Origin of the sequence: Psychrobacillus sp. NPDC093200 (assembly GCF_050280345.1) — a bacterium.
In the GTDB taxonomy this organism is placed as follows: domain Bacteria; phylum Bacillota; class Bacilli; order Bacillales_A; family Planococcaceae; genus Psychrobacillus; species Psychrobacillus faecigallinarum.
The window spans coordinates 177,885-199,189 of record NZ_JBNNVC010000004.1 but is presented as its reverse complement, the minus strand read 5'-3'; the positions used below and the strand labels follow the sequence as shown (position 1 = coordinate 199,189).

Genomic DNA, 21,305 nt, shown 5'->3' with positions numbered 1-21,305 from the left:
AATTAGCCTATATTTATTTTAAAAATAGAAATGGGTGATAAATTTATAATGGTTAAACAATTTGAAAGTAAGTATATTCCCCTATCTAACTACTTTAAAAAGTGTATTAAAAAAGAATTTATTCTTACATATGAAGAAATTGAGGCTATCATCGGTCAAGCGCTACCAAATGCAGCTTACTTAAGTAGTAGTTGGTGGAAAAAAACAAAACCCCCTGCTTTACACTATTTTGCATGGATAGATAACGGATATTCTGTTAAGGACGTTGAGCTAGGAAAATCGGTCATTTTTCATTCGAGCAAAGAGATAGACGATGAAGAGGATGACAAAGAACAAGATATATTAGTTATTCGAGAAGCAGAGCTGGAAGATGCTCGACCATTCATCAATCTCCAGGAAGCTATTTTTTCTGAAACAGACTTCATGCTATATGGAGAATCTGACTTTCAAATGACTGTTCAGCAAATACGAAAAAGGATGACCTCTTGGAAAACCTCGTCTAATTCTATTCTTTTTCTGGCCATTATGAATGGACAGATTGCAGGCTTTATATTACTTCAAGGTACGCATGCTCCACGAGCAAGACATCGCGCCTCCTTGGTAGTAGGAGTAAAAAAGCAATTTTCTAGAAAAGGTATTGCCACTTCTCTTATTAATAGGGCGTTTCTGTGGGCAAAGGAAGTAGGAGTTACTAAGCTGGAGCTCTCCGTTATAAAAGAGAATGCTATTGCCCACAAACTCTATCAAAAGGCAGGCTTTGAAAAGGAAGGAACAAGAAAAAACTCCTTACTGATTAACGGCCAATACGTAGATGAATACTATATGGGTAGAATAATAGAATAAGAAAAGCATGTCTCCTAGTGAGTGATCTCCGCTCTAGGCGGACGCGTTCCGCTACAATCAAATATGGAATGATAAAGTAATTTGGCTAAATTAACTTAATCTAAATTATATAGTCTGTCAGAGGTAAGGAAACTCTGAAAAAATTGTAACTAAAAAAGCCGACCACATTTGTGATCGGTCTTTTACTTACTCTTTTTTTAACGCATTTTCGATACATATGGGTTGTCAGTTGCCCAAAAGCGATACGGATAATGTACTGCTTCTCCACTATTATCTATACCAATTCTTGGACCGGTAGAGATAGATATAGCCTTCTCTCCCTCTGTCATATACAAGGGCTTTTTGCTCCAATGATGCCCGTAATACTCCATTGTAATCGCCATTGCCTTCGTTAACTTTCCAGGGCCATTCGTCCATTGCTTCATCGGAAGATCACGCCGATTTTCCTTCATCTGTTCTAACCCTTCTACAGGCTCTACAGCGCGTATTAAAATCGCATGAGGGGTGCCTAACGGGGCTGCCACCACATTAATCAGCGTATGGGTATGCATTTGATAAGTATAAATATGGCCTGGCTCTCCGAACATTACTTCCGTTCGCTTAGTTCTACGATTACCGAAGCTATGAGCTGCTTGATCCTCTGCCCCCATATACGCTTCGGTTTCAACTATCTTACCAATCAGAAGACCACTTTCATGCTCATGAACTATATACTTTCCTATTAAATCCCTTGCCAATTCTAAAGTAGGTTGATGAAAAAAAGATGGCTCGATTGGCTTCATATTAGATAAACCCCATTTTTTTCGCTTCGAATGTTAGTTCTTCTCGGAATTTAGGGTGAGCAATTGCTATTAATTGCTCTGCTCGCTTAGAAATTGGCTGACCGAACATACTAGCTACACCGTATTCCGTTACAATCATATCGATATCGTTTTTAGAAGTCGTTACTATGGAGCCCGGTGACAGTGAAAGCTTAATACGAGAAATTTCATCATTCTTTGCGGTGGATGTCATACAGACAAAGCCTTTTCCCTCTTTGGAAAACCTTACACCTCTTGCAAAATCAGCTTGTCCTCCAGAAGATGAATAATATTTGCCAGCTACAGTTTCAGAGGCACATTGCCCATAAAAGTCAACCTCGGTAGTTGCATTTATAGAGACAATTCGTTCCTCCTTAGCAATTTCCCTTGGATCGTTGACTACACTAACTGGTAGGAATTCTACCGAAGGATTGTTATCTAGGAAGTCGTATAGCTTCTTGGATCCATGAGCAAAGGTCGCCACTATTTTTCCTTTATTCGTGAACTTCTGTGTACCATCAATTGCCCCTGCTTCCACTAAATCGACTATACCATCTACAAACATTTCTGTATGAATTCCTAAATGTCGATGATTTTTAAGTAGGCTGACAACTGCATTCGGTATAGAACCAATCCCGATTTGTAAGGTGTCCCCATTACTAATCATTTCTGTAACATACTCAGCAATTTTAATATCCTTTTCTACAATTGGCGGAGCTACATCTTCGAACAAAGGACGATCATTCTCTACATAACCAAGTATTTGACTAATGTGGATTTGATTTTGACCAAATGTTCGAGGCATATGCTTGTTAACCTCTAATACGAAAGGTACCGACCCAATAAATTCGCTCACTATATCCGCCTGGGTCCCGAGTGAAAAATAACCGAATTCGTCCATAGGAGATGCAACAGCCATTATCATGGAAAGATTAGTAGATGTTTTTAAAATCCTCGGCATCTCATGAAAGTTGTTTGGTACTAGGTCTACCAGGCCCTGATGAAAGTTCTTTCTTGTTGCTCCACTCAAAAAGTAGGAAACATGCTTTAACTTATCAGGAAAAGCCCCTTCCATATAGGGACGTTGCTTTAATGACAGTAGCTGATGCACCTTCACGTTTATTAAATCATTTGCATTCTCTTCTAATATATCTAAAAGTTTATGTGGTTCTCCGTTAGTTAAAGGCAGAATAATATCTGCATTTGGAGGAATAAACTCGATTATTTGCCTGTCACTTAATATTTTGTCTTTCATTAGTATGCACCCCTATTATATTTTCATTTGTTGTCCGAGCAGTGTCTAAAAAGGCCTTTACTTCCTTAGGGTTCCTTAAGATACATATGTCTCTTTGAGTGGACGCATCTTCTAAGACATTTAATATTGCAGGTCGCACTTTCTTAGGGAAGCTCCATACAAATCGGAGAAATTCCCAATCTAGCTTTTCATTGCATCCTAAAGCCATATCGTCTCTAGTCTTCCCTCGATGCATCCATACTCGCTTTAATACTCGATACGTACAGAGTGTTCGTTGGAAATCCAAAAATATGATTAAATCAGCATACTCTGTTCTCCACTCAAGCGTAGACTTAAAGTTCCCATCCATTATCCACTGTTCTTCTTCCAGCTTATCTTTTACTATTTCTATAAACTCATCTTTTGGAGTAGGAACCCACCCCTCGTTCCAATAAAGGGAATCTAAATGAATTAATGGCAAATTCCACTTTTTTGCTAACTGTTTAGAAAAAGTCGACTTACCCGCTCCACTAGAACCAATTATTAATACCTTTTTATGTCTAGATCGTTCCATTTATAATTCCCCTTTCCTGAGTCATATTTATTGTACTATGTTTTAACTCGGAGACAAATAAAAAGCTGCTCCCTAGGGAGCAGCTTTACTCTTATTCTAATTCTATTTGTTTTGTCTCAGTACCTAAGAATATAACTGCGATTACTCCAATAACGATAGCGATACAAAAAATACCGAATATCCAGCCAATTTCATAGCCTGCAGTCACTAATGTACCAACTAGCAATGGTCCAAGAATACCTCCTATACGACCGACTGAAGCAGCCATCCCCGATCCAGTTGCTCGAATAACTGTAGGATATTGTTCAGGAGAGTATGCATATAAAGCTCCCCAAGCACCTAAGTTAAAGAAGGATAGCAGCATTCCTGATGCGATTAAGATAGCTGTCGACTCTGCTGAACCAAAAACAAATGCACTTGCTGCAGTACCTAATAAGTAAGTAACCAATACAAATTTACGTCCTGCTTTTTCAATGAGCCACGCGGCAGAAAAATAACCAGGCAATTGAGCCAAAGTCATAATGAGTACATATTCAAAGCTTTGGATAAGTGAAAAACCCTTCATGACCATTACACTTGGAAGCCACAAAAACATACCATAGTAGGAGAACACCACCGTAAACCATACAATCCATAGCATTAAAGTTGCCTTAGCAAACTTCTTTGACCAGACATCTTTCATATTTTGGATTATTGATCTAGTCTCCGTATTCTTTGATGTAAATTGTGGTGAATCAGGTAACTTCAAACGCAGATAAATAGCATAAAAGGCTGGTAAAGCAGTTATCAATAGTGCAACTCTCCAGCCATATTCAGGAATTATAAAATAGGCAATTACTGCTGAAACAATCCAACCTGCTGCCCAGAAGCTTTCAAGAAGAACAACTACACGTCCTCTCTCCTTTGCTGCTACACTTTCTGATACTAGAGTAGATGCTACAGGTAGTTCTCCACCAAGCCCCATACCTACAAGAAAACGTAATGCCATAAATGCAAATAACGTGGTAGTTAAAGCAGATAGCCCACTAGCTACTGAGAACAAAATTAATGTAATCATAAATATTTTCTTACGGCCTACCTTGTCAGCAAATACTCCAAATACAAGAGCACCTACAGCCATCCCAATGGAGTTTACACTACCTATCCATCCCATCTCGTTTGGTGTTAATGCCCATTCACTTGCCAATGCAGCAATAACGAATGAGAGAATTCCCACATCCATTGCATCAAACATCCACGCAAGTCCTGCTATACCAAGCAATTTATTTTTAGATAATGGTTTTTCTACCTTCTTTGTATTTTTTTCTAGAACTGCTGTCATAATTATCCCCTGTCTTTACACCTGTAATGTTTTTTGTTTACATCAATAGTATACTTATAGAACTGTAAACTTACAACAGAAATTTTCACTTGTATTTTTCGATTATTTAGAGTAAAATGTCCTTTATATAAATACAGTTGTTTATCTAAGGAGAACAGAAGGGCGGAAATCACATGGCTTGGCAAGGACTAATTGAACAATATAAAGAATTCTTACCTGTAACTGAAAACACACCAAAACTTACATTATTAGAGGGCAATACCCCTCTCATTAAATTAGAAAACCTGTCCAATGAACTAGGCATTGAATTATATGCGAAAATTGAAGGAGCAAATCCAACAGGATCCTTCAAAGATAGAGGAATGGTCTTTGCGGTAGCTAAAGCGAAGGAGGAAGGTAGTAAGGCAGTTATATGTGCTTCTACAGGAAACACTTCTGCTGCAGCTGCAGCTTATGCAGCCCGAGCTGGGATGCGTGCAGTAATTGTAATTCCTGAGGGCAAGGTAGCTGCGGGGAAGCTTGCTCAAGCTTATATGTATGGAGCAGAGGTCATTCAAATAGAAGGCAACTTCGATGTGGCGTTAGAAATGGTTCGTGCTATTAGCGAATCCTCACCTATTACTCTCGTAAACTCTGTAAATCCTTATAGAATAGAAGGACAAAAAACAGCATCATTTGAAATTTGTGATGTACTAGGCTCTGCCCCAGATTACTTAGCTATTCCAGTTGGGAACGCTGGCAATATCACAGCATATTGGAAAGGCTTCAAAGAATATAATGAGAAAAAACAAACTGGTCTACCTAAAATATATGGATTCGAAGCAGAAGGGGCAGCGGCTATCGTTCAAGGTAAGCCGATTGAATTCCCTGAAACAATTGCTACAGCCATCCGAATCGGTAATCCAGCTAGCTGGGATTACGCAGTAGCTGCCCGTGATGAGTCACAAGGACTGATTGAAGCTGTATCAGACGATGAAATGCTTGATGCATATAAACTAATCGCTAGTAGAGAGGGCATTTTTGCAGAGCCAGCATCCTGTGCTTCTATCGCCGGCGTTATAAGATCAGTCAAAGAAGGCAAGATAATACCCGGTAGCAAGGTCGTTGCAGTTCTAACTGGAAATGGATTAAAAGATCCACAGACTGCAATAGATGTAAAAGTGGCACCACCACATAAAATTGAAAGTAATGCCCCTGCACTAAGCGCATTTATAGAGGGGGTGCTTGCATAATGACATGGTCTATTTCCATACCTTCAAGCACTGCAAACTTAGGTCCAGGTTTTGACTCGATAGGTATTGCATTAGACAAATATCTAGAACTAGAGGTGGAGCTTGCCTCCCAACTTTCAATCGAAAACTTGACTGAAAATCTGCCTTTTGTCCCTAATCCGGCTGATCATTTAATTGTACAGTCCGCGGTAAAAACGGCGGCTATGCATGGACTAGAATTACCTGCTTGTACATTGAAGTTAAAAAGTGAGATTCCTCTGGCCCGCGGTATGGGTAGTAGTGCATCCGCTATCGTTGCAGGTATAGAGCTAGCCAATCAATTGCTTGAACTCAAACTGACTGCTCACGATAAGCTAAAAATTGCTACGATGATGGAGGGTCATCCCGATAATGCCGCTGCCTCTATTTTTGGAGGATTTACTATCTCTTCTAGTACAGATAACGGTGAAATCCACGTATTTCATTCGTATCACATAGAAGCTAGCTTTGTTTTATCTATTCCTCAATTTGAATTGAAGACAGAAAAAGCTAGAAATGTCTTGCCTGATCATTACACACGATCAATCGCAGCTCAGGCTAGCGCATCCGCCAATTTATTGGTAGCCGCATTTCTATCACAGTCTTTTGAACAGGCAGGTATCTATATGGAAGAGGATTTGTTTCATGAGCCATATCGCTTAGGTCTTATCCCACAAAGCAAGGAGCTAAAGATTGCAGCTAAAAAAGCTGGAGCATTTGGTACTTGCATTAGTGGGGCTGGTCCAACTCTATTATCACTTGTCCAAAAGGGCAAGGAACAGGAGTTTATCTCCCAAATGAAAGATAAATTCCCAAGCTTTGATCTTGTTCCAGTTTCTATCAACAAGACAGGAATCATTGCAACTAAAAACAGGATAAACCCGAGCTCCTCCTATGCCTACTCCGACACACAAATAAGGAAAAGCGAGATATCAGATTCACAGCTATCTCCCATTTGATCTCTAAAGCTTCGGGAATGACTTGTTTCTATCATATAGGAAAAATTTAAGAGAGGATGGTCAGTGACCCAAGTCACGACCATCCTCCTTTTGCGTTAATAATAGGTTTTTTGCCAATCCGTGATTAACCTTACAGCTTCCACATTAATGATTGGAGCAGCAAGACGGCGACTCCTGCGGGAGGAAGGAGACAGATAAGACATCGCATCCGACGCGTTAGCGGCGGCGATGGCTTATCACTCCCCCGCGGAAAGCGCCCGACTAGAGCGGAAATCAACCTATAATTCATACATTACTTGTTAAATCTAGGATATACTCATCTAGCCATACAATTTATATAGTTTCTCGCATTAAGTAACAGACAAGAAAAAGAGCTCAAAAAAGCAGTGCACTCCCCTCTTATTAAGGAGAACTGCACTGCCTTCTCTTTATGCCATCAACACTAAACTTAAAGCCATCACAAGCATCCCAGCCACTACTCCATACATAGAAGAATGAGTCTCATCGTATTTCTTAGCTGCTGGCAGTAGTTCATCCAATGATATAAACACCATGATACCTGCTACTGCTGCAAAAATTACTCCGAACATAATTCCATTTAAAAATGGCATCAATATTAAAAAGGCAACTAAAGCGCCTACTGGTTCTGCAAGCCCTGATAAAAACGACAATTTAAATGCTTTCATTCTACTGCCCGTAGCATAAAATATAGGAACAGCTACCGCAATCCCCTCTGGAATATTATGAATAGCTACCGCAATAGCAATTGCTATACCAAGATTAGGATCCTGTAATGCTGAAGCAAAAGTGGCAATCCCCTCTGGAAAATTATGAATACCAATAGCAAGTGCAGTGAACATACCCATTTTCATTAAACGAGCATCTTCTGCATTAGCTGGCTTGAGTTTCATATCCTCAACACTTTTTACTTCATGCGGATTTTCATGTGAAGGAATCAATCGGTCTATTAAGGCTATGAAAATCATTCCTCCAAAAAAACCAGCTAATGTAGCCCAATAGCCATTAGTAGATCCTAGTTCTTCTACTAAGGAGTCTTTTGCCTTAACGAAAATCTCCACGAGCGAAACATAGATCATTACTCCCGCTGAAAATCCAAGAGCTACAGATAAGAATTTTTTGTTTGTTCTACTAGTAAGTAAAGACAACAAACTCCCTATCCCAGTAGCAAGGCCAGCAAACAAAGTAAGTAATAATGCAAAAACTACATTTCCATCCATTGACCCATCTTCTTTCTCTCTAATATAAACTTATTATACTTAAAAAGTTTCCTTCAAGCAACTTTATTCAACACAAGAAGATATCATAATATTTGGCTTTTAATATATTCACCGATTTTTATCCAATCTTCTTCTAAAAAATCTCGATTAGATGGACGATAGAATACTGAAGCAGGATGATAGGTTGGGATAATGGTATAGGTTTCAGTGGACCACACAAATTCTGATGAGTTTAGCGACTGTAGAAATTGAACAGGCTTTTGTAGTAATTGCCCATGTAATTTAGAAACCGTTGCTTCTCTTCCTAGTAATCGCTGTAATCCTACATTTCCTAAAGTAACAATTAGTAAGGGTGAAATATTTGTTATTTCGTAGTCCAAAATAGGGGCATGTGCAATAATTTCTTTTTGAGTAGGCGGTCGATTATATTTTTTTCTTACTGCTTCTCCGTTTCTTTCCTTTTTCTCTCTCCAAACGAAGGGACGACTTCTTACGGCACTTGTCATATATACGTCTTCCCTTGTTAAACCTATACTGGCTAGGGATTTTTTCAATTCCTCACCTGCTCTTCCGATAAAAGGAATACCCTGAATGGCTTCATTTTCTCCAGGCGCCTCTCCAATTAGCATAAGAGTAGGCTTTCTTGGACCTTTCCCTTTTACAAAACCCTCAACCGGATAACCCTCTATTCTTTTTATGCATAAATCCATTAAATGGTTCGGTATCTCAAACAAAAAATTTCCTCCTTACAAAAAATCCCCTCCGTTAATTGGAAAGGATTTATAATTTATTCTTTTTACTTTTTCTGTTACGTTTTCTAAGCTCGTACCAAATAGCAACTAGTATAAACCATGTATACCCTGCCATCCACCCAGCAAACACGTCTGATGCATAGTGACGTGATTCCGCTATTCGCGAAAGACCTATCATAATGGTCATTAATATGGCTCCTGACCAAATAGTTAACGAAATTTTTTTGTTTGTCTGATGCTCAGTAGCTAAATAAGCAATTGTAAACAAATAGAGCAAGCCTACCATCGCATGTCCAGATGGAAAGCTAAACGTTTCTAATTGATTGGATACATCAGGACGTTCTCGCTGAATCACTTTTTTTAGTAGTTGGTTTAAAGCATTCCCTACCCCAACTGTAAACAAAACAAATAACATGCCACGATAATTATGAGATCGAATCCACAACAATAATATGATTAATAGTGCGATAAGCAATATAAATTTTGTATCTCCAAAATAGTGAAATGCCGTGATGAATTGACTGCCACCAAGTAGGTTAGACATTTTGTGGTCTAATGACACCACTTCATCTTTTGTAATGTTTAAATACAGCATTGCAAACCCTAGTAATGTAACAAGTCCAAGTGGATAGAACCATTTCTTCACAGTATCCCTCCTATTAGTTATAAAAATTATAAGCTAGATAACTTATAAGTACAAAGAATTAGAGAATTACAGTTTATAAAAATATGTAGTGAGCAATATAAAAGGACTTTTCTAGTCCCTTCATTCAATACCTAATTAAATAGGTAAATTATTATCTAACCTTGGAACAGACTATTCTATGTGATAAAACTTTATGAAGGATGGTCATGACTCATTTCAAGGCCATCCTTCATAAAGTTATATATGCTTTAAAATATTTAGAAACGCTCTTCTGTTAAATCTGTGTTAATAGATACTGCTGCTTTATTTCCATCTGCAGCCGCAATCATTAGTGATGAGGGAATAGGCTTTCTTGTTTCTCCAGCCACATAAACATTTTTTTGAGATGCACGACATCGAGGATCTGTCATTACCCTTCCCTTTTCATCTATTTCGCACCCTAATTTTTCTGCAAAATAATTTGGACGATAATATGTGGGCGCAACAAATCCCTGAGTTCTATTTATAATTTCTCCAGATTCTAACTTTACTCCCTTTAGATAACCCGCTTCTCCTATAAGCTCATCTATTTTCTCAATCTTTATTTCAATATTATGTTTAGCCAACTCTTGCATACCTTCGTGAGATAATTCTTTTCCATTGGTTAGAACCATCAAGTCATTTGACCAATTATAAATTAGCTTAACCATATGAAGAACGTGTTCTTCTTTCTCCGCTAAAATTAAAAGAGGCTTATCGCGCAATTCCCATCCATCACAATACGGACAGCTAAATAGACTTTTTCCATAAAAGCTTCGAATACTTTCAATTGTAAACATTTCTTGGATGCCAGTAGCTAGTAAGAGCTTCTCTGAAACGTATTCTTCATTATCTCTTGTTCTAACGATAAAATTACCTTCTTTTCCTTCTCTTCCAATTTCAATAATCGTTTTATTGAAATAAGAGACATTCGGATAGTTCTCTAGCTCTTTAAGTCCTATACCTTTGAATTCATGAGGTTTTATCCCATCCCGAGTGATAAATCCATGCGATTCATGGGTCACTCTGTTTCGATTTGTTCCATCGTCAAACAAGGCAACTTTTCTTCTTGCTCTTCCTAACGTTAAACCTGCACCCAGCCCCGCTGGACCGCCTCCAATAATAATACAATCATACATGCTTAGTGCCTCCTTACATTAGACCAGCAACCATCCAATTTGCTTTAAGTAATTTTCTTCATTAGTGTTCCCTATTTTTTTCTTTTACTAACATTACTTTTCTAAGTAAGTAATTAAAATATTCAAGCATACATGCAATATAATCTTATTTTACAAAAAAACACGAGGAATTTCTCCTCGCGCTCAGTAGTTATCAAGTCTAACTGTTCTATACCTAATACAGTTAACAGATATGCTTCTGGAACAGGTAAACGATTTTTTGCATTCTTTATCGCATTTAACTTGTGCACCAAAGTAGTTCTCTATTTCTTTATAAATTTATTACTAAACAAAAAGTCTGCATGTAATTGTCATATACCTAACAATTACATGCAGACTTGAAAAATTTAAATTAGATTAGATAGCTACAGCATTATCAATAACTTCTTGTGGAATCTCGATTTTATCGACTCCATTAAAGTTAGAGAAATCTGTCTTTAAATCTTGTTTCATATTAATAGACTCGCCTTCTGCTTCCATGTCCATATCTACAATTACATCGTATTTAGTAGTTTGGAAGCTTTCTTTATCAATATGAATTAAATAGTTAATTGAGTTAATTTTAACGTCTAGTTGAACATCTTCTCCAGCCTGTGCCATGCTTTGCATTGTTTCATCTATTTGTGCTTGTACTAAGTCGTTAAATTTGTCCCCTGATGCATCAAGTGTCAAAATATAATTTTTATCATCTTGCTCAAATTTAAAGTCTTTTAAATATTCTTCAATTTCAGCTAGTGAATTAGCAGGATTTGCAGAATTTGTTTGTGCCATGACGTCACCCATTGCTTCTTGTGGTAACTTCATCCACTGCTGTGTTGTTCCTTCATACATATACAAATCAGTATCATTGAAGTATATTTCTGTGTCCATTGTTTCGTTCATAGAACCATCTTCAGACTTCATAGAAGTAGTTCCTTTTTGATAAATCTGCATAGGTTCTATTATTAAATTCATGTCCATAGCAGTGCTAATATCTACATTCATCTCTTCGCTTGGTATATGCATCTTTTGTGCTAAGTCTACTTTAGCAGAGACACTTTTCAATTCCTCAGACACTGCCATTGATTTGTTATACACTTCTTCTAAAGTCATCTCACTAGTTTCTTTTACATTCTTGTTTGCTGGTGTGGCAGTTTCATTACACGCGGCTAAACCAAAAGTAAGTGTAGTAACTGCTAAAAGCGTTTTCCATTTTTTCACTTTATTCCCATCCCTTCTTTGTTTCACAACATAACTTACGAACAAATTAACGAAAGGTTTCACTTTTTAAGAAAAATTAACGAATACCGCGCATGTATTTTTGGATTAGTGGTGTCATTACATATAGGATTAACCCCAATCCTATCGCTACTGCACCAATTACTCCAAAGTACATAATCTCCGTTTCAGGCTTATACAATTTAACAACCTGAGCATTGATTGCTTGTGCCGAAGCATTTGTCATAAACCATAAGCTCATTGTTTGAGCAGCAAAGGCTGCCGGTGCTAGCTTTGTAGTTGCAGACAAACCAACAGGTGAAAGAAGTAATTCACCAAGTACTACTAAGAAGAAGCTTAGAACTAGCCACATCGGGTTAGCTAAAGTATCAGTACCATTAAAGTAAGCAGGGAAAATCATAACAACAAAAGACAAACCTGCAAAGAATAATCCATATGCAAACTTACGAGGAGTAGACGGCTGTCTATTTCCAAGTTTCACCCATAGCCAAGCAAAGAGTGGAGCGAGTGCAATGATGAATAATGGATTCAACGATTGGAACCAGGCTGGTGAAATTTCAAAAGAGCCAAGTGTTAAATCTACTCGCTCATCAGCATATTGGGCTAAAATATTGGAACCCTGTTCTTGAATTGCCCAGAACATCATTGCTGCTACGAAAAGTGGAATATAAGCAAGTAAGCGAGACTTTTCGTCTGCTGTTGACTTATCACTTCTATACATAACTATGAAGTATAGGGTTGGGATAAGAATACCCAATATGGAAATAGTCATTGTGAAAACATCAATCGTCATAATACCAGCTTGGATTAAATAGAAACCAAGGGCGGCAATAATCACTACAGCTATCGATAATCTTGTAAAGAATTTTTTCTTTCCTTCACTAGTAAGCGGATTTGGTACATAAGATCCTGCCAAGCCTAAATATTTTTTCTTAGTTAGTAAAAAGACTACTAAACCTAATGCCATACCTACAGCTGCTAAACCAAATCCTAAGTGGAAGTTATACTCTAAGCCGATAGTGCCAACAATTAATGGTGCAATGAAAGCTCCCATATTAATACCCATATAGAAAATACTGAAACCTGAATCTCTACGAGCATCATCAGCTGTATATAAATCACCAACAATAGTAGAAATATTAGACTTTAATAAACCAGTACCAATAATGATGAACGCCATGGATATGAATAAGGTAGTTAGACCACCTGGGAATGCCAATACAATATGACCGATCATAATCAATACTCCGCCATAGAATACTGTTCTAGTAGTACCGAATAGTCTATCGGCTATCCAACCACCGATAATCCCAGACATATATACTAATGAACCATAAACGGCCATAATAGAGTTAGCTGTTGATCGTTCTAGCCCTAAACCGCCTTGAGTCACTTCGTAGTACATATAATAGATTAAAATCGCTCTCATACCGTAGTACGAAAAACGCTCCCAAAACTCCGTGAAAAATAAGGATAGAAGACCCTTAGGTTGGCCAAAAAACCCTGTTTGAGGTACAGATTTTACTATTTCTTCTTTCGATAACATCTTATTACGCCTCGTTTCTACAAAAAATATAATTAAATATTCCCTAATTTTTCAAAAAAGAAACATTATAATATTTCGACAACTGAAATTATTAGTTATAATAGTCGTTATGACAATGAAAAGGGAGTTAAGAGATGCTTAAAAAATTTTTTTCATTTTACAAACCACATAAACGATTATTTATTATTGATTTCAGCAGTGCCGTTTTTGTTGCAATTTTAGAACTAGCATTCCCAGTAGCTGTGCAATGGTTTATCGACGATCTTCTTCCTACCGGTAATTGGGCTACAATTGTTCGAGTTAGTATTGTGCTCTTATTGGTCTACATTATTAGTACCGTTCTCCAATATGTCGTGAGTTATTTGGGGCATAAGCTAGGTATTAATATTGAGACTGATATGAGACAAAAACTGTTTAACCACGTGCAACGACAATCATTTCGATTTTTTGATAACACCAAAACGGGCCACATTATGAGTAGAATCACAAATGACCTATTTGATATAGGAGAACTAGCACATCACGGACCAGAAGACCTATTTATCGCTATTATGACGATTATAGGTGCCTTCACTATTATGTTCAACATAAATCCTGAGCTGGCTGTTATCGCTATTATTATGGTTCCTTTTTTATCCATCGTTGCAACCTATGGAAATATAATGATGAATAAAGCATGGAAGAATATGTACGGCAAAATCGCTGACGTAAATGCAAGAGTGGAAGACAGCGTTTCCGGAGCCCGTGTGGTCCAATCCTTTACAAATGAAAATTTTGAAATTTCAAGATTCAAAGAGGACAATTCACAATTCCGATTAGCAAAGCTAGCAGCTTACAAAGTCATGGCAGGTACTCATTCTAGCATTTATATGATGACAAGGCTAGTAACTTTAGTTGTACTAGTAGTAGGAGCCTGGTTCTCTTACCAAGATTACATAACCTCTGGAGAGCTAGTAAGTTTTATTTTATATGTAAATGTACTAATTAAGCCAGTGGATAAAATTACCGCTTTATTGGAATTATATCCAAAAGGAATGGCTGGTTTTAAACGCTTCCTAGAATTAATAGAGCAAGAGCCAGAAATTGTAGACAAGCCAAATGCCCTTCAAGTCCAGCATTTAAAAGGAGATATTTCCTTTGACCATGTTAGCTTCCGATATGATGATCACCAATCTGTGTTAAAAGACATTAATCTATCTATTCAAGCTGGTGAAACAGTTGCGTTTGTAGGACCTTCTGGAGCAGGGAAAACAACCATTTGTTCCTTAATCCCTAGATTTTATGATGTAAATGAAGGAGCAATTTCCATTGATGGGCTAAATATTCAAGATTTAGCACTTCACTCCCTTCGTTCCCAAATTGGAATTGTACAGCAGGATGTCTTTTTGTTCACTGGCACCATTCGTGAAAATATCGCTTACGGCAAAAAAGACGCTACCGATGAGGAAATTCATAGTGCTGCTAAAAAAGCTCATTTAGAAAGCTTAATAGCTTCACTCCCTGATGGATATGACACGCAAATTGGTGAACGAGGTCTGAAGCTATCTGGTGGACAGAAGCAAAGACTTGCAATTGCTCGTATGTTTTTAAAGAATCCACCTATTCTAATTTTGGATGAAGCAACATCCGCTCTCGACACAGAAACAGAGAAAATTATACAACATTCCTTAATGGAACTCGCGGAAAATCGAACTACACTTATAATTGCCCACCGTTTGGCAACAATTCGTGATGCAGATCGGGTAATTGTAGTGACAGAAGAAGGAATTGCCGAGGATGGCTCATATAATGAGCTTGTGGCTAAAGATGGAATATTCGCTAGACTTCATAATATACAATTTCAACAAATTTAGTTTATTTTAGCAGAACATAAATTAATGTTATGTTCTGCTTTTTTATGGATTGACTTGATAATAAACACATGTAACTGTTAGTATATTTTTTCTCAAAAGTAATGAATGTCTACTTTAAACAGCTTTAAATCTAAAAACAAATGCATGTTGGAGCGACGGTGATAGCTAATCGCTCCCCCGCGGAATGCGTCCGCCTAGAGCGGAAATCACTTAGTAATTGTTTACTCATTTATATAAATGGGAATTAATATATTTTCTTCCCTTTCAAAAAAGCTGCCAGTTATGGCAGCTTTTCCTTCTTTATAATTGATATACATATTCTTCAAAGCGATTATAATCTGATTTTTTGAGCTCTACATGCACTAAGGTCCCTTCTTCCTCATAGGAGGTAGATTTGACCGAAGCGTTCTCATTTAGATAGGAGACAATATCTCCACGGTCAAAGGGTATTAACAAGTTACATTGAACGTAGTCTGAGAAAATATATTTCTTAATAATCTCTAGCAGCTCATCTAGACCTTTTCCCTCTTTGGCAGATATCCAGATATTATCTCCCGATATATATGGATACTTCAACTCTGCCAAGTCTGATTTGTTATAAACATAGATAGTTGGTACGTCCTCCACCCCGACATCCAGTAAGGTATGATTTGTGACATCCATCATATATCGGTGTTCCTCGTTCGATACATCCACTACATGAAGCAATAGATTTGCATCTCTTGCCTCCTCCAAAGTTGAACGGAAGGCTTTTACTAGATGATGGGGTAATTTGCTGACAAACCCAACTGTGTCAGTGAGTAAAAATTCTTTTTGATCCGATAATTTTATTTGTCTCACGGATGTTTCCAAAGTAGCAAACAGCATATCTTTTTCAAAAACTTGTTTAGATTGCTCTTGCCCAACTTTATTTAATAGCTGATTCATGATAGTCGACTTTCCAGCATTAGTATAACCGACTAAGGAAACTACTGGAATATTGTTTTTCTTACGTTGCTTTCTTTGTGTTTCCCGCTGGTCCTTAATTAGTTCTAATTCTTTTTTTAGCTTCGATATTTGGTCTTCAATTTTACGACGATCCAGTTCTAGCTTGGTTTCACCAGCACCACGGTTCTTGAATCCTCCACCAGTTCCTCCACCTTGACGACCAAGAGACGCCCTAAGACCAACTAATCGCGGAAGCATATATTGAAGCTGTGCAAGCTCTACCTGCATTTGTGCTTCATTAGACTTTGCACGTCGAGCAAAAATATCCAAAATCAGCATGGTACGATCTATTACCTTGCATTCTAAATCCCGTTCTAAATTTCTAATTTGAGATGGAGAAAGCTCATCATTAAAAATGACTAAGTTAGCATCCATTGCGTCAAAAAGATTTTTAATCTCCTCTACCTTTCCTGTTCCTACATAATGGGAGGATGTAACTCGTTCTAGATTTTGCGTCATTTCACCGACTACTTCCACATTTAAAGCTTCGGCTAAGTTATAAAGCTCCTCTAGTTCATAATCAAAATGCTCGTCCTTTTGTAGCTTTACTGCCACTACTATGGCTTTTTCCACTAACTCTTCCATTCAAAATCCTCCTCATAATTTAAAACGATATTCTCCTTGTTCGTAAATAATAGCTTCTTGTCTGGAGTCGCCTTTGATTTGCACACGTATTAGCCTTTCTTTTGTTCCATCTTCAAGTTGTTTAAATACTAATTTCGTATTTGGTAGCAATAGTGTTTGATCATCATATTGCTCTACATTCAAGTATTTTTCCCATTTTTTTATTATTTCCCTAGGTTTTTTAACATGAAACTCACAACTTTCAATGGACAGCTGAAGATTGCTTTCCACAATTGTTCCATCTTTTTTTAGCAACTCATACCTATCCTCATCTGTTTCCTGCCATTCAATGAAAAAAGGCATTGGTAATTGGTCGCTTACTTCCTCTCGGATAAACAGCATCTTCCATTTACGTACAAATCCACTGGTTGTCTTTCTCTCAGCATATAAGACTCCGGAGGTTTCTATACCTTTCTCTTCAAGTTCTTGTTTCAATACGTCAATTTTAGATGTCCGAATGCAAATGGTCCCAAATCCCGGACTTTTCTTTAAATCATGTAACATCAAACTGATTAAAGGATGATCTGTATTTTGAGCAATATGCTCATCTTCAATTGACAGCCATTCTATATAACTATTTTTTGTATAAAGAAGCGCATTATACGTTCCCCAGTTTATATGTTGCCCTCCAACTACAGCATGAAGCCCTTGCTGTTGCCAATCCTCAGCTATTTCTAATGGATTTTTTTCTACAAAATGAACTATATGGTCTAGATACATGCTTTCACCTCTTATCCTAAAATTATGTTCCATTTCCTTCATTTTAGTATACAGGAAAACAGAAAAAAGCACCGATTGTAATCTCGGTGCTTAAAGAGTAAACAATCTCTTAATATAAGGATGCTCTATGTCGCTTTTGTTAAGCTTTATACTTTTTTGTCGATTTCCCAGGAAATAAACCTTTTATACCTCCACTCTCTTTTTCGACATTTCTCTGAGCAGAAACTTTTGAATTTTCCCAGAAGCGGTCATTGGGTATGCATCAATGAATTCAATGTACTTCGGTATTTTATGATAAGATATTTTCCCCTTACAATATTCTCTTAAAGCCTCCGGAGTAAGATTTTCACCAGACTTTAAAATAACCCATGCCATAAGTTCCTCACCATATTTTTGGTCTGGGACTCCTACTACCTGTACATCTTGTATAGATGGGTGCTGATAAAGAAATTCCTCTACTTCTTTAGGATAGATATTTTCACCACCTCGAATTACCATATCTTTAATTCTACCCGTTATGTCGATATAACCCTCATCATCCATTACCGCAATGTCACCAGTGTGCAGCCACCCATTGTCATCAATTGTCGAATTTGTAGCCTCTTCATTTTTGTAATAGCCCTGCATGACTAAATATCCTCTTGTGCAGAGCTCGCCAGGCACTCCTGCGGGGATATCTTCTCCAGTTGCTGGGTCAATAATTTTCACTTCTACTCCCGGATGAGCCTTACCAACAGAAGATACGCGTTTTTCAATTGCATCGTCTGTTTTAGTTTGCGTAATAACTGGAGATGTTTCGGTTTGTCCGTAAGCAATGGTTATTTCGGAAGCACCCATGTCTTCTATCACTTTTTTCATGACCTCAATTGGACAAATCGAGCCAGCCATGATTCCAGTACGTAAGGAAGACAGATCAAATTGTTTAAAATCTGGGTGGTTTAACTCCGCTATGAACATCGTAGGTACTCCGTGCAAGGCAGTGCATTTCTCATCCTGTACCATTTTTAATACTTTCCCTGCATCAAACTGTTCAATTATAACCATCGTTGTGCCATGCGTTACCGAAGCAATCGTACCCATTACACATCCAAAGCAATGAAAGAAAGGAACAGGAATACATAGACGATCATGTTCTGTAAGATGTATGTAGTCACCAACGAGTTGACCGTTATTAACAATGTTTTTATGGGATAGCATTACTCCCTTTGGAAATCCAGTAGTACCGGATGTATATTGAATATTAATCACTTCATCATTGTGAAGCGCTTCCAAAGACTTCTCTAAAGCCTCATCAGACACTTTATTTGCAAATGCAACAAACTCTGACCATTTATATATCCCTGGATAGTCATTTTCACTCATTACGATTACTCTCTTAAAATGAGGAAGCTTTTCAGATTGGATGTTTCCTTTTTCAGACGTAATAATTTCTGGACAAATTGCTCGAATAATATCGAGATAAGAAGTAGATTTAAAGGATTCACATAAAATAAGGGTAGTAGAATCAGATTGCTGCAAGAGATATTCAAGTTCTTTCTCCTGATAGTTCGTATTGACGGTTACTAAAACGGCTCCCATTTTGCCAGTGGCAAATTGGCTTAGTAGCCATTCTCTTTTATTGTCTGACCAAATGGCTATATGTTCCCCTTTTTGAATACCCATTCCAATGAAGGCTTTTGCCAGCTCATCTGTTTCAGCATCAAACTCTTTATACGTTTTTCGAATTCCATGCTCTGGATACACATAGGCCTCTCTATTAGGAAACAAACTCGCTGCTTCCTTAACAATCTCTCCAATCGTTTTTTCATTTAACAAACCAATCTCCCCTTTCGATTGACTACTTATCTTTTATATTATCATAAAATTCTGATAGCATAAAAGAGTATTAAGTGTTTTCTCTCGTCTCATAAAGGAACTTCTTTACCTACGTAATATCTCGTTGTGATACACTATTTTCAAGTATCTTACGAAAAAGAAGGCGATATTAATGGAATTCCTAGAAATGAAAGAAAAGGTATTAGACCAAATTTTATCTAAACAGCTTATTCAGGCGACTGTTAGTCAACCAAGGGCTAAATCAAATGAAATTAAACGTGTAAAATTAAAACCTATTGAGATAAAAAATATGTATCATATCCAATTAGAATACCAGTACGAACGTATTTTAAAGCACGAAAATATTCTATTAGAAGAGTTTCCTGCTATATGGGAGAAGTTACTGGAGGATTTCCGTCAATTCCATGCTGATTTTCTTGAGGAAAAGCTTCAAATACAACTCTCTAAGAAAAATAAAGTTATGTTTAAAGCTGAAAAAACAGCTTCTGTTAAACAAGTGAATTTGTCTCATAACCGCAAAAAAAATTATTTGTTAGACGAGCACACACCTTATCCTTTTTTAATTCGTTTAGGGGTACAAACTGCTGAAGGAAAAGTGAAAAAACAAAAGTATGATAAATTTAAACAAATTAATCGCTTTATTGAATTCATTGATGATACTCTTGTTTACTTACCAAAGGATAAAACGGTTAGAATCCTCGATTTTGGCTCTGGTAAATCCTATTTAACGTTTGCGCTATACCACTACTTAAAAATTGAAAAGGGCTTAGACATTCGCGTCACCGGGCTTGACTTGAAGAAGGAAGTCATTGAGGAATGTTCGCAAATAGCTAAAGACTTAAACTATGATCAGCTTGAATTTTTAGTAGGAGATATCAATGATTACAACGAAGAAACTGCCGTAGATATGGTTGTCACCTTACATGCCTGTGATGTAGCGACAGATATGGCACTAGCGCGTGCAGTCAAATGGAATGCGAGTGTCATATTAAGTGTTCCTTGTTGTCAGCACGAATTGAACAAACAGCTCGAAGCACCTAATTTAGATATCATGTTGAAGCATGGTCTCATTAAAGAACGCTTTTCAGCACTAGCAACAGATTCTATTCGAGCGGAAATCTTAAATATGGTAGGATATGAAGCTCAATTAGTGGAATTTATAGATTTAGAAAACACACCAAAGAATATTTTAATACGTGCTTATAGAACAGGACATAAGCCAACCTCTAAACAAATGGAAGCCTATCAACAATTTAAACAGATGCTAAATGCTCAGCCATTTTTAGAAAATGAATTAAAGGAATACTTGAAGACGAAATAACCACTTCATTTCAAGGAGAGAAAATAGTGAAAGATCCTACTTACCAAAAAGTTGCCTATGGCATCGTTATGGCTATTGCGGTGATTATTGTCCATTTCTTAAATGTAAGAATTTATCCACTCCACCCGATTCTTTCTTTTGTCATGGCCATTTTAATAATATACTCAGGCATTACAGCAGTTAAAAAATCAGGGAAATTTGAACAGACGATTTCAAGAATGAGATATAATTTATTAAATATGATTGTAGTATTTGTACTATTCATCGCATATTTTACTATTGCCGCATCCTAACACGAAATGCGCAAGCGCCTATGTTTGCCCCGACAAGCAAATGGGGAAATGCAAGGTGGCTGCTCTTCGGCCACCGCTGCTTTACTCCATTTGA

General features: G+C 37.3%; 19 protein-coding genes. 6 read left to right on the top strand and 13 right to left on the bottom strand.

Features of this window, described 5'->3' with window-relative positions; genetic code table 11:
• Positions 1 to 48 precede the first annotated feature (48 nt).
• Positions 49 to 843, top strand: coding sequence for a GNAT family N-acetyltransferase (locus ACQKNZ_RS16315; protein ID WP_144539653.1), 795 nt, complete (start codon positions 49 to 51; stop codon positions 841 to 843).
• Between the two features lie 197 nt (positions 844 to 1,040).
• On the opposite strand, the gene ACQKNZ_RS16310 is transcribed toward ACQKNZ_RS16315, so the two are convergent.
• From ACQKNZ_RS16310 to ACQKNZ_RS16295, 4 genes are all read right to left on the bottom strand, one after another.
• Positions 1,041 to 1,625, bottom strand: coding sequence for a DNA-3-methyladenine glycosylase (locus ACQKNZ_RS16310; protein WP_144539491.1), 585 nt, complete (start codon positions 1,623 to 1,625; stop codon positions 1,041 to 1,043).
• Between the two features lies 1 nt (position 1,626).
• Entirely contained in the window at positions 1,627 to 2,898 is a 1,272-nt protein-coding gene (locus ACQKNZ_RS16305) for an acetyl-CoA hydrolase/transferase family protein (RefSeq protein ID WP_427660721.1), read from the bottom strand.
• The gene (locus ACQKNZ_RS16300; RefSeq protein WP_151112411.1) at positions 2,876 to 3,451 is read right to left on the bottom strand and encodes a DNA topology modulation protein; all 576 of its coding nucleotides are present in this window, start codon (positions 3,449 to 3,451) and stop codon (positions 2,876 to 2,878) included. Before ACQKNZ_RS16300 ends, ACQKNZ_RS16305 begins: the two co-directional genes overlap by 23 nt.
• 91 nt (positions 3,452 to 3,542) lie before the next feature.
• Positions 3,543 to 4,772, bottom strand: coding sequence for an MFS transporter (locus tag ACQKNZ_RS16295; RefSeq protein WP_144539485.1), 1,230 nt, complete (start codon positions 4,770 to 4,772; stop codon positions 3,543 to 3,545).
• A 173-nt stretch (positions 4,773 to 4,945) separates the two neighbouring features.
• Here ACQKNZ_RS16295 and thrC point away from each other — a divergent pair, with 173 nt between their 5' ends.
• Positions 4,946 to 6,004 carry a threonine synthase gene (gene thrC, locus ACQKNZ_RS16290; protein WP_151112409.1) on the top strand — a complete coding sequence of 353 codons (1,059 nt, stop codon included), beginning with the start codon at positions 4,946 to 4,948 and terminating at the stop codon, positions 6,002 to 6,004.
• Positions 6,004 to 6,981, top strand: a complete 978-nt coding sequence (thrB, locus tag ACQKNZ_RS16285; RefSeq protein ID WP_427660718.1) for a homoserine kinase — start codon at positions 6,004 to 6,006, stop codon at positions 6,979 to 6,981. The genes thrC and thrB overlap by 1 nt, the downstream gene beginning before the upstream one ends.
• Before the next feature lie 428 nt (positions 6,982 to 7,409).
• Here thrB and zupT read toward each other — a convergent pair whose 3' ends face one another.
• The 6 genes from zupT to ACQKNZ_RS16255 all read right to left on the bottom strand — a co-directional run bounded on the left by zupT (position 7,410) and on the right by ACQKNZ_RS16255 (position 13,577).
• On the bottom strand, positions 7,410 to 8,219 hold the full coding sequence (gene zupT, locus ACQKNZ_RS16280; protein ID WP_144539479.1) for a zinc transporter ZupT: 810 nt from the start codon (positions 8,217 to 8,219) through the stop codon (positions 7,410 to 7,412).
• Positions 8,220 to 8,302: 83 nt separating this feature from the next.
• On the bottom strand, positions 8,303 to 8,929 hold the full coding sequence (locus ACQKNZ_RS16275) for a uracil-DNA glycosylase (RefSeq protein WP_151113835.1): 627 nt from the start codon (positions 8,927 to 8,929) through the stop codon (positions 8,303 to 8,305).
• A 70-nt stretch (positions 8,930 to 8,999) separates the two neighbouring features.
• Positions 9,000 to 9,617, bottom strand: a complete 618-nt coding sequence (locus tag ACQKNZ_RS16270) for a phosphatase PAP2 family protein (protein ID WP_144539477.1) — start codon at positions 9,615 to 9,617, stop codon at positions 9,000 to 9,002.
• Positions 9,618 to 9,874: 257 nt separating this feature from the next.
• Complete coding sequence (locus ACQKNZ_RS16265) at positions 9,875 to 10,774, bottom strand: NAD(P)/FAD-dependent oxidoreductase (RefSeq protein WP_154312181.1); 900 nt, start codon at positions 10,772 to 10,774, stop codon at positions 9,875 to 9,877.
• 396 nt (positions 10,775 to 11,170) lie between these two features.
• Positions 11,171 to 12,013: a DUF6612 family protein gene (locus ACQKNZ_RS16260; RefSeq protein ID WP_154312180.1), complete on the bottom strand. Its 843-nt coding sequence runs from the start codon at positions 12,011 to 12,013 to the stop codon at positions 11,171 to 11,173.
• A 76-nt stretch (positions 12,014 to 12,089) separates the two neighbouring features.
• A complete protein-coding gene (locus tag ACQKNZ_RS16255; protein ID WP_427660714.1) occupies positions 12,090 to 13,577 on the bottom strand; it encodes a peptide MFS transporter in 1,488 nt (495 codons plus the stop codon).
• 134 nt (positions 13,578 to 13,711) lie between these two features.
• Between ACQKNZ_RS16255 and ACQKNZ_RS16250 the strand changes: the two genes are divergently transcribed.
• Positions 13,712 to 15,430: an ABC transporter ATP-binding protein gene (locus tag ACQKNZ_RS16250; RefSeq protein ID WP_427660712.1), complete on the top strand. Its 1,719-nt coding sequence runs from the start codon at positions 13,712 to 13,714 to the stop codon at positions 15,428 to 15,430.
• A gap of 300 nt (positions 15,431 to 15,730) precedes the next feature.
• Here ACQKNZ_RS16250 and hflX read toward each other — a convergent pair whose 3' ends face one another.
• The 3 genes from hflX to ACQKNZ_RS16235 form a co-directional block, all read right to left on the bottom strand.
• A complete protein-coding gene (gene hflX / locus ACQKNZ_RS16245) occupies positions 15,731 to 17,002 on the bottom strand; it encodes a GTPase HflX (protein ID WP_191697877.1) in 1,272 nt (423 codons plus the stop codon).
• A gap of 12 nt (positions 17,003 to 17,014) precedes the next feature.
• Positions 17,015 to 17,761, bottom strand: a complete 747-nt coding sequence (locus tag ACQKNZ_RS16240; RefSeq protein ID WP_154312178.1) for a VOC family protein — start codon at positions 17,759 to 17,761, stop codon at positions 17,015 to 17,017.
• A 183-nt stretch (positions 17,762 to 17,944) separates the two neighbouring features.
• Positions 17,945 to 19,582: an AMP-binding protein gene (locus ACQKNZ_RS16235; RefSeq protein WP_154312177.1), complete on the bottom strand. Its 1,638-nt coding sequence runs from the start codon at positions 19,580 to 19,582 to the stop codon at positions 17,945 to 17,947.
• Between the two features lie 166 nt (positions 19,583 to 19,748).
• On the opposite strand from ACQKNZ_RS16235, the gene ACQKNZ_RS16230 reads away from it, so the two are divergent.
• Both ACQKNZ_RS16230 and ACQKNZ_RS16225 read left to right on the top strand, forming a co-directional pair.
• On the top strand, positions 19,749 to 20,918 hold the full coding sequence (locus tag ACQKNZ_RS16230; protein WP_427660709.1) for a class I SAM-dependent methyltransferase: 1,170 nt from the start codon (positions 19,749 to 19,751) through the stop codon (positions 20,916 to 20,918).
• Positions 20,919 to 20,944: 26 nt separating this feature from the next.
• Complete coding sequence (locus ACQKNZ_RS16225; RefSeq protein WP_427660707.1) at positions 20,945 to 21,211, top strand: hypothetical protein; 267 nt, start codon at positions 20,945 to 20,947, stop codon at positions 21,209 to 21,211.
• Positions 21,212 to 21,305 lie beyond the last annotated feature (94 nt).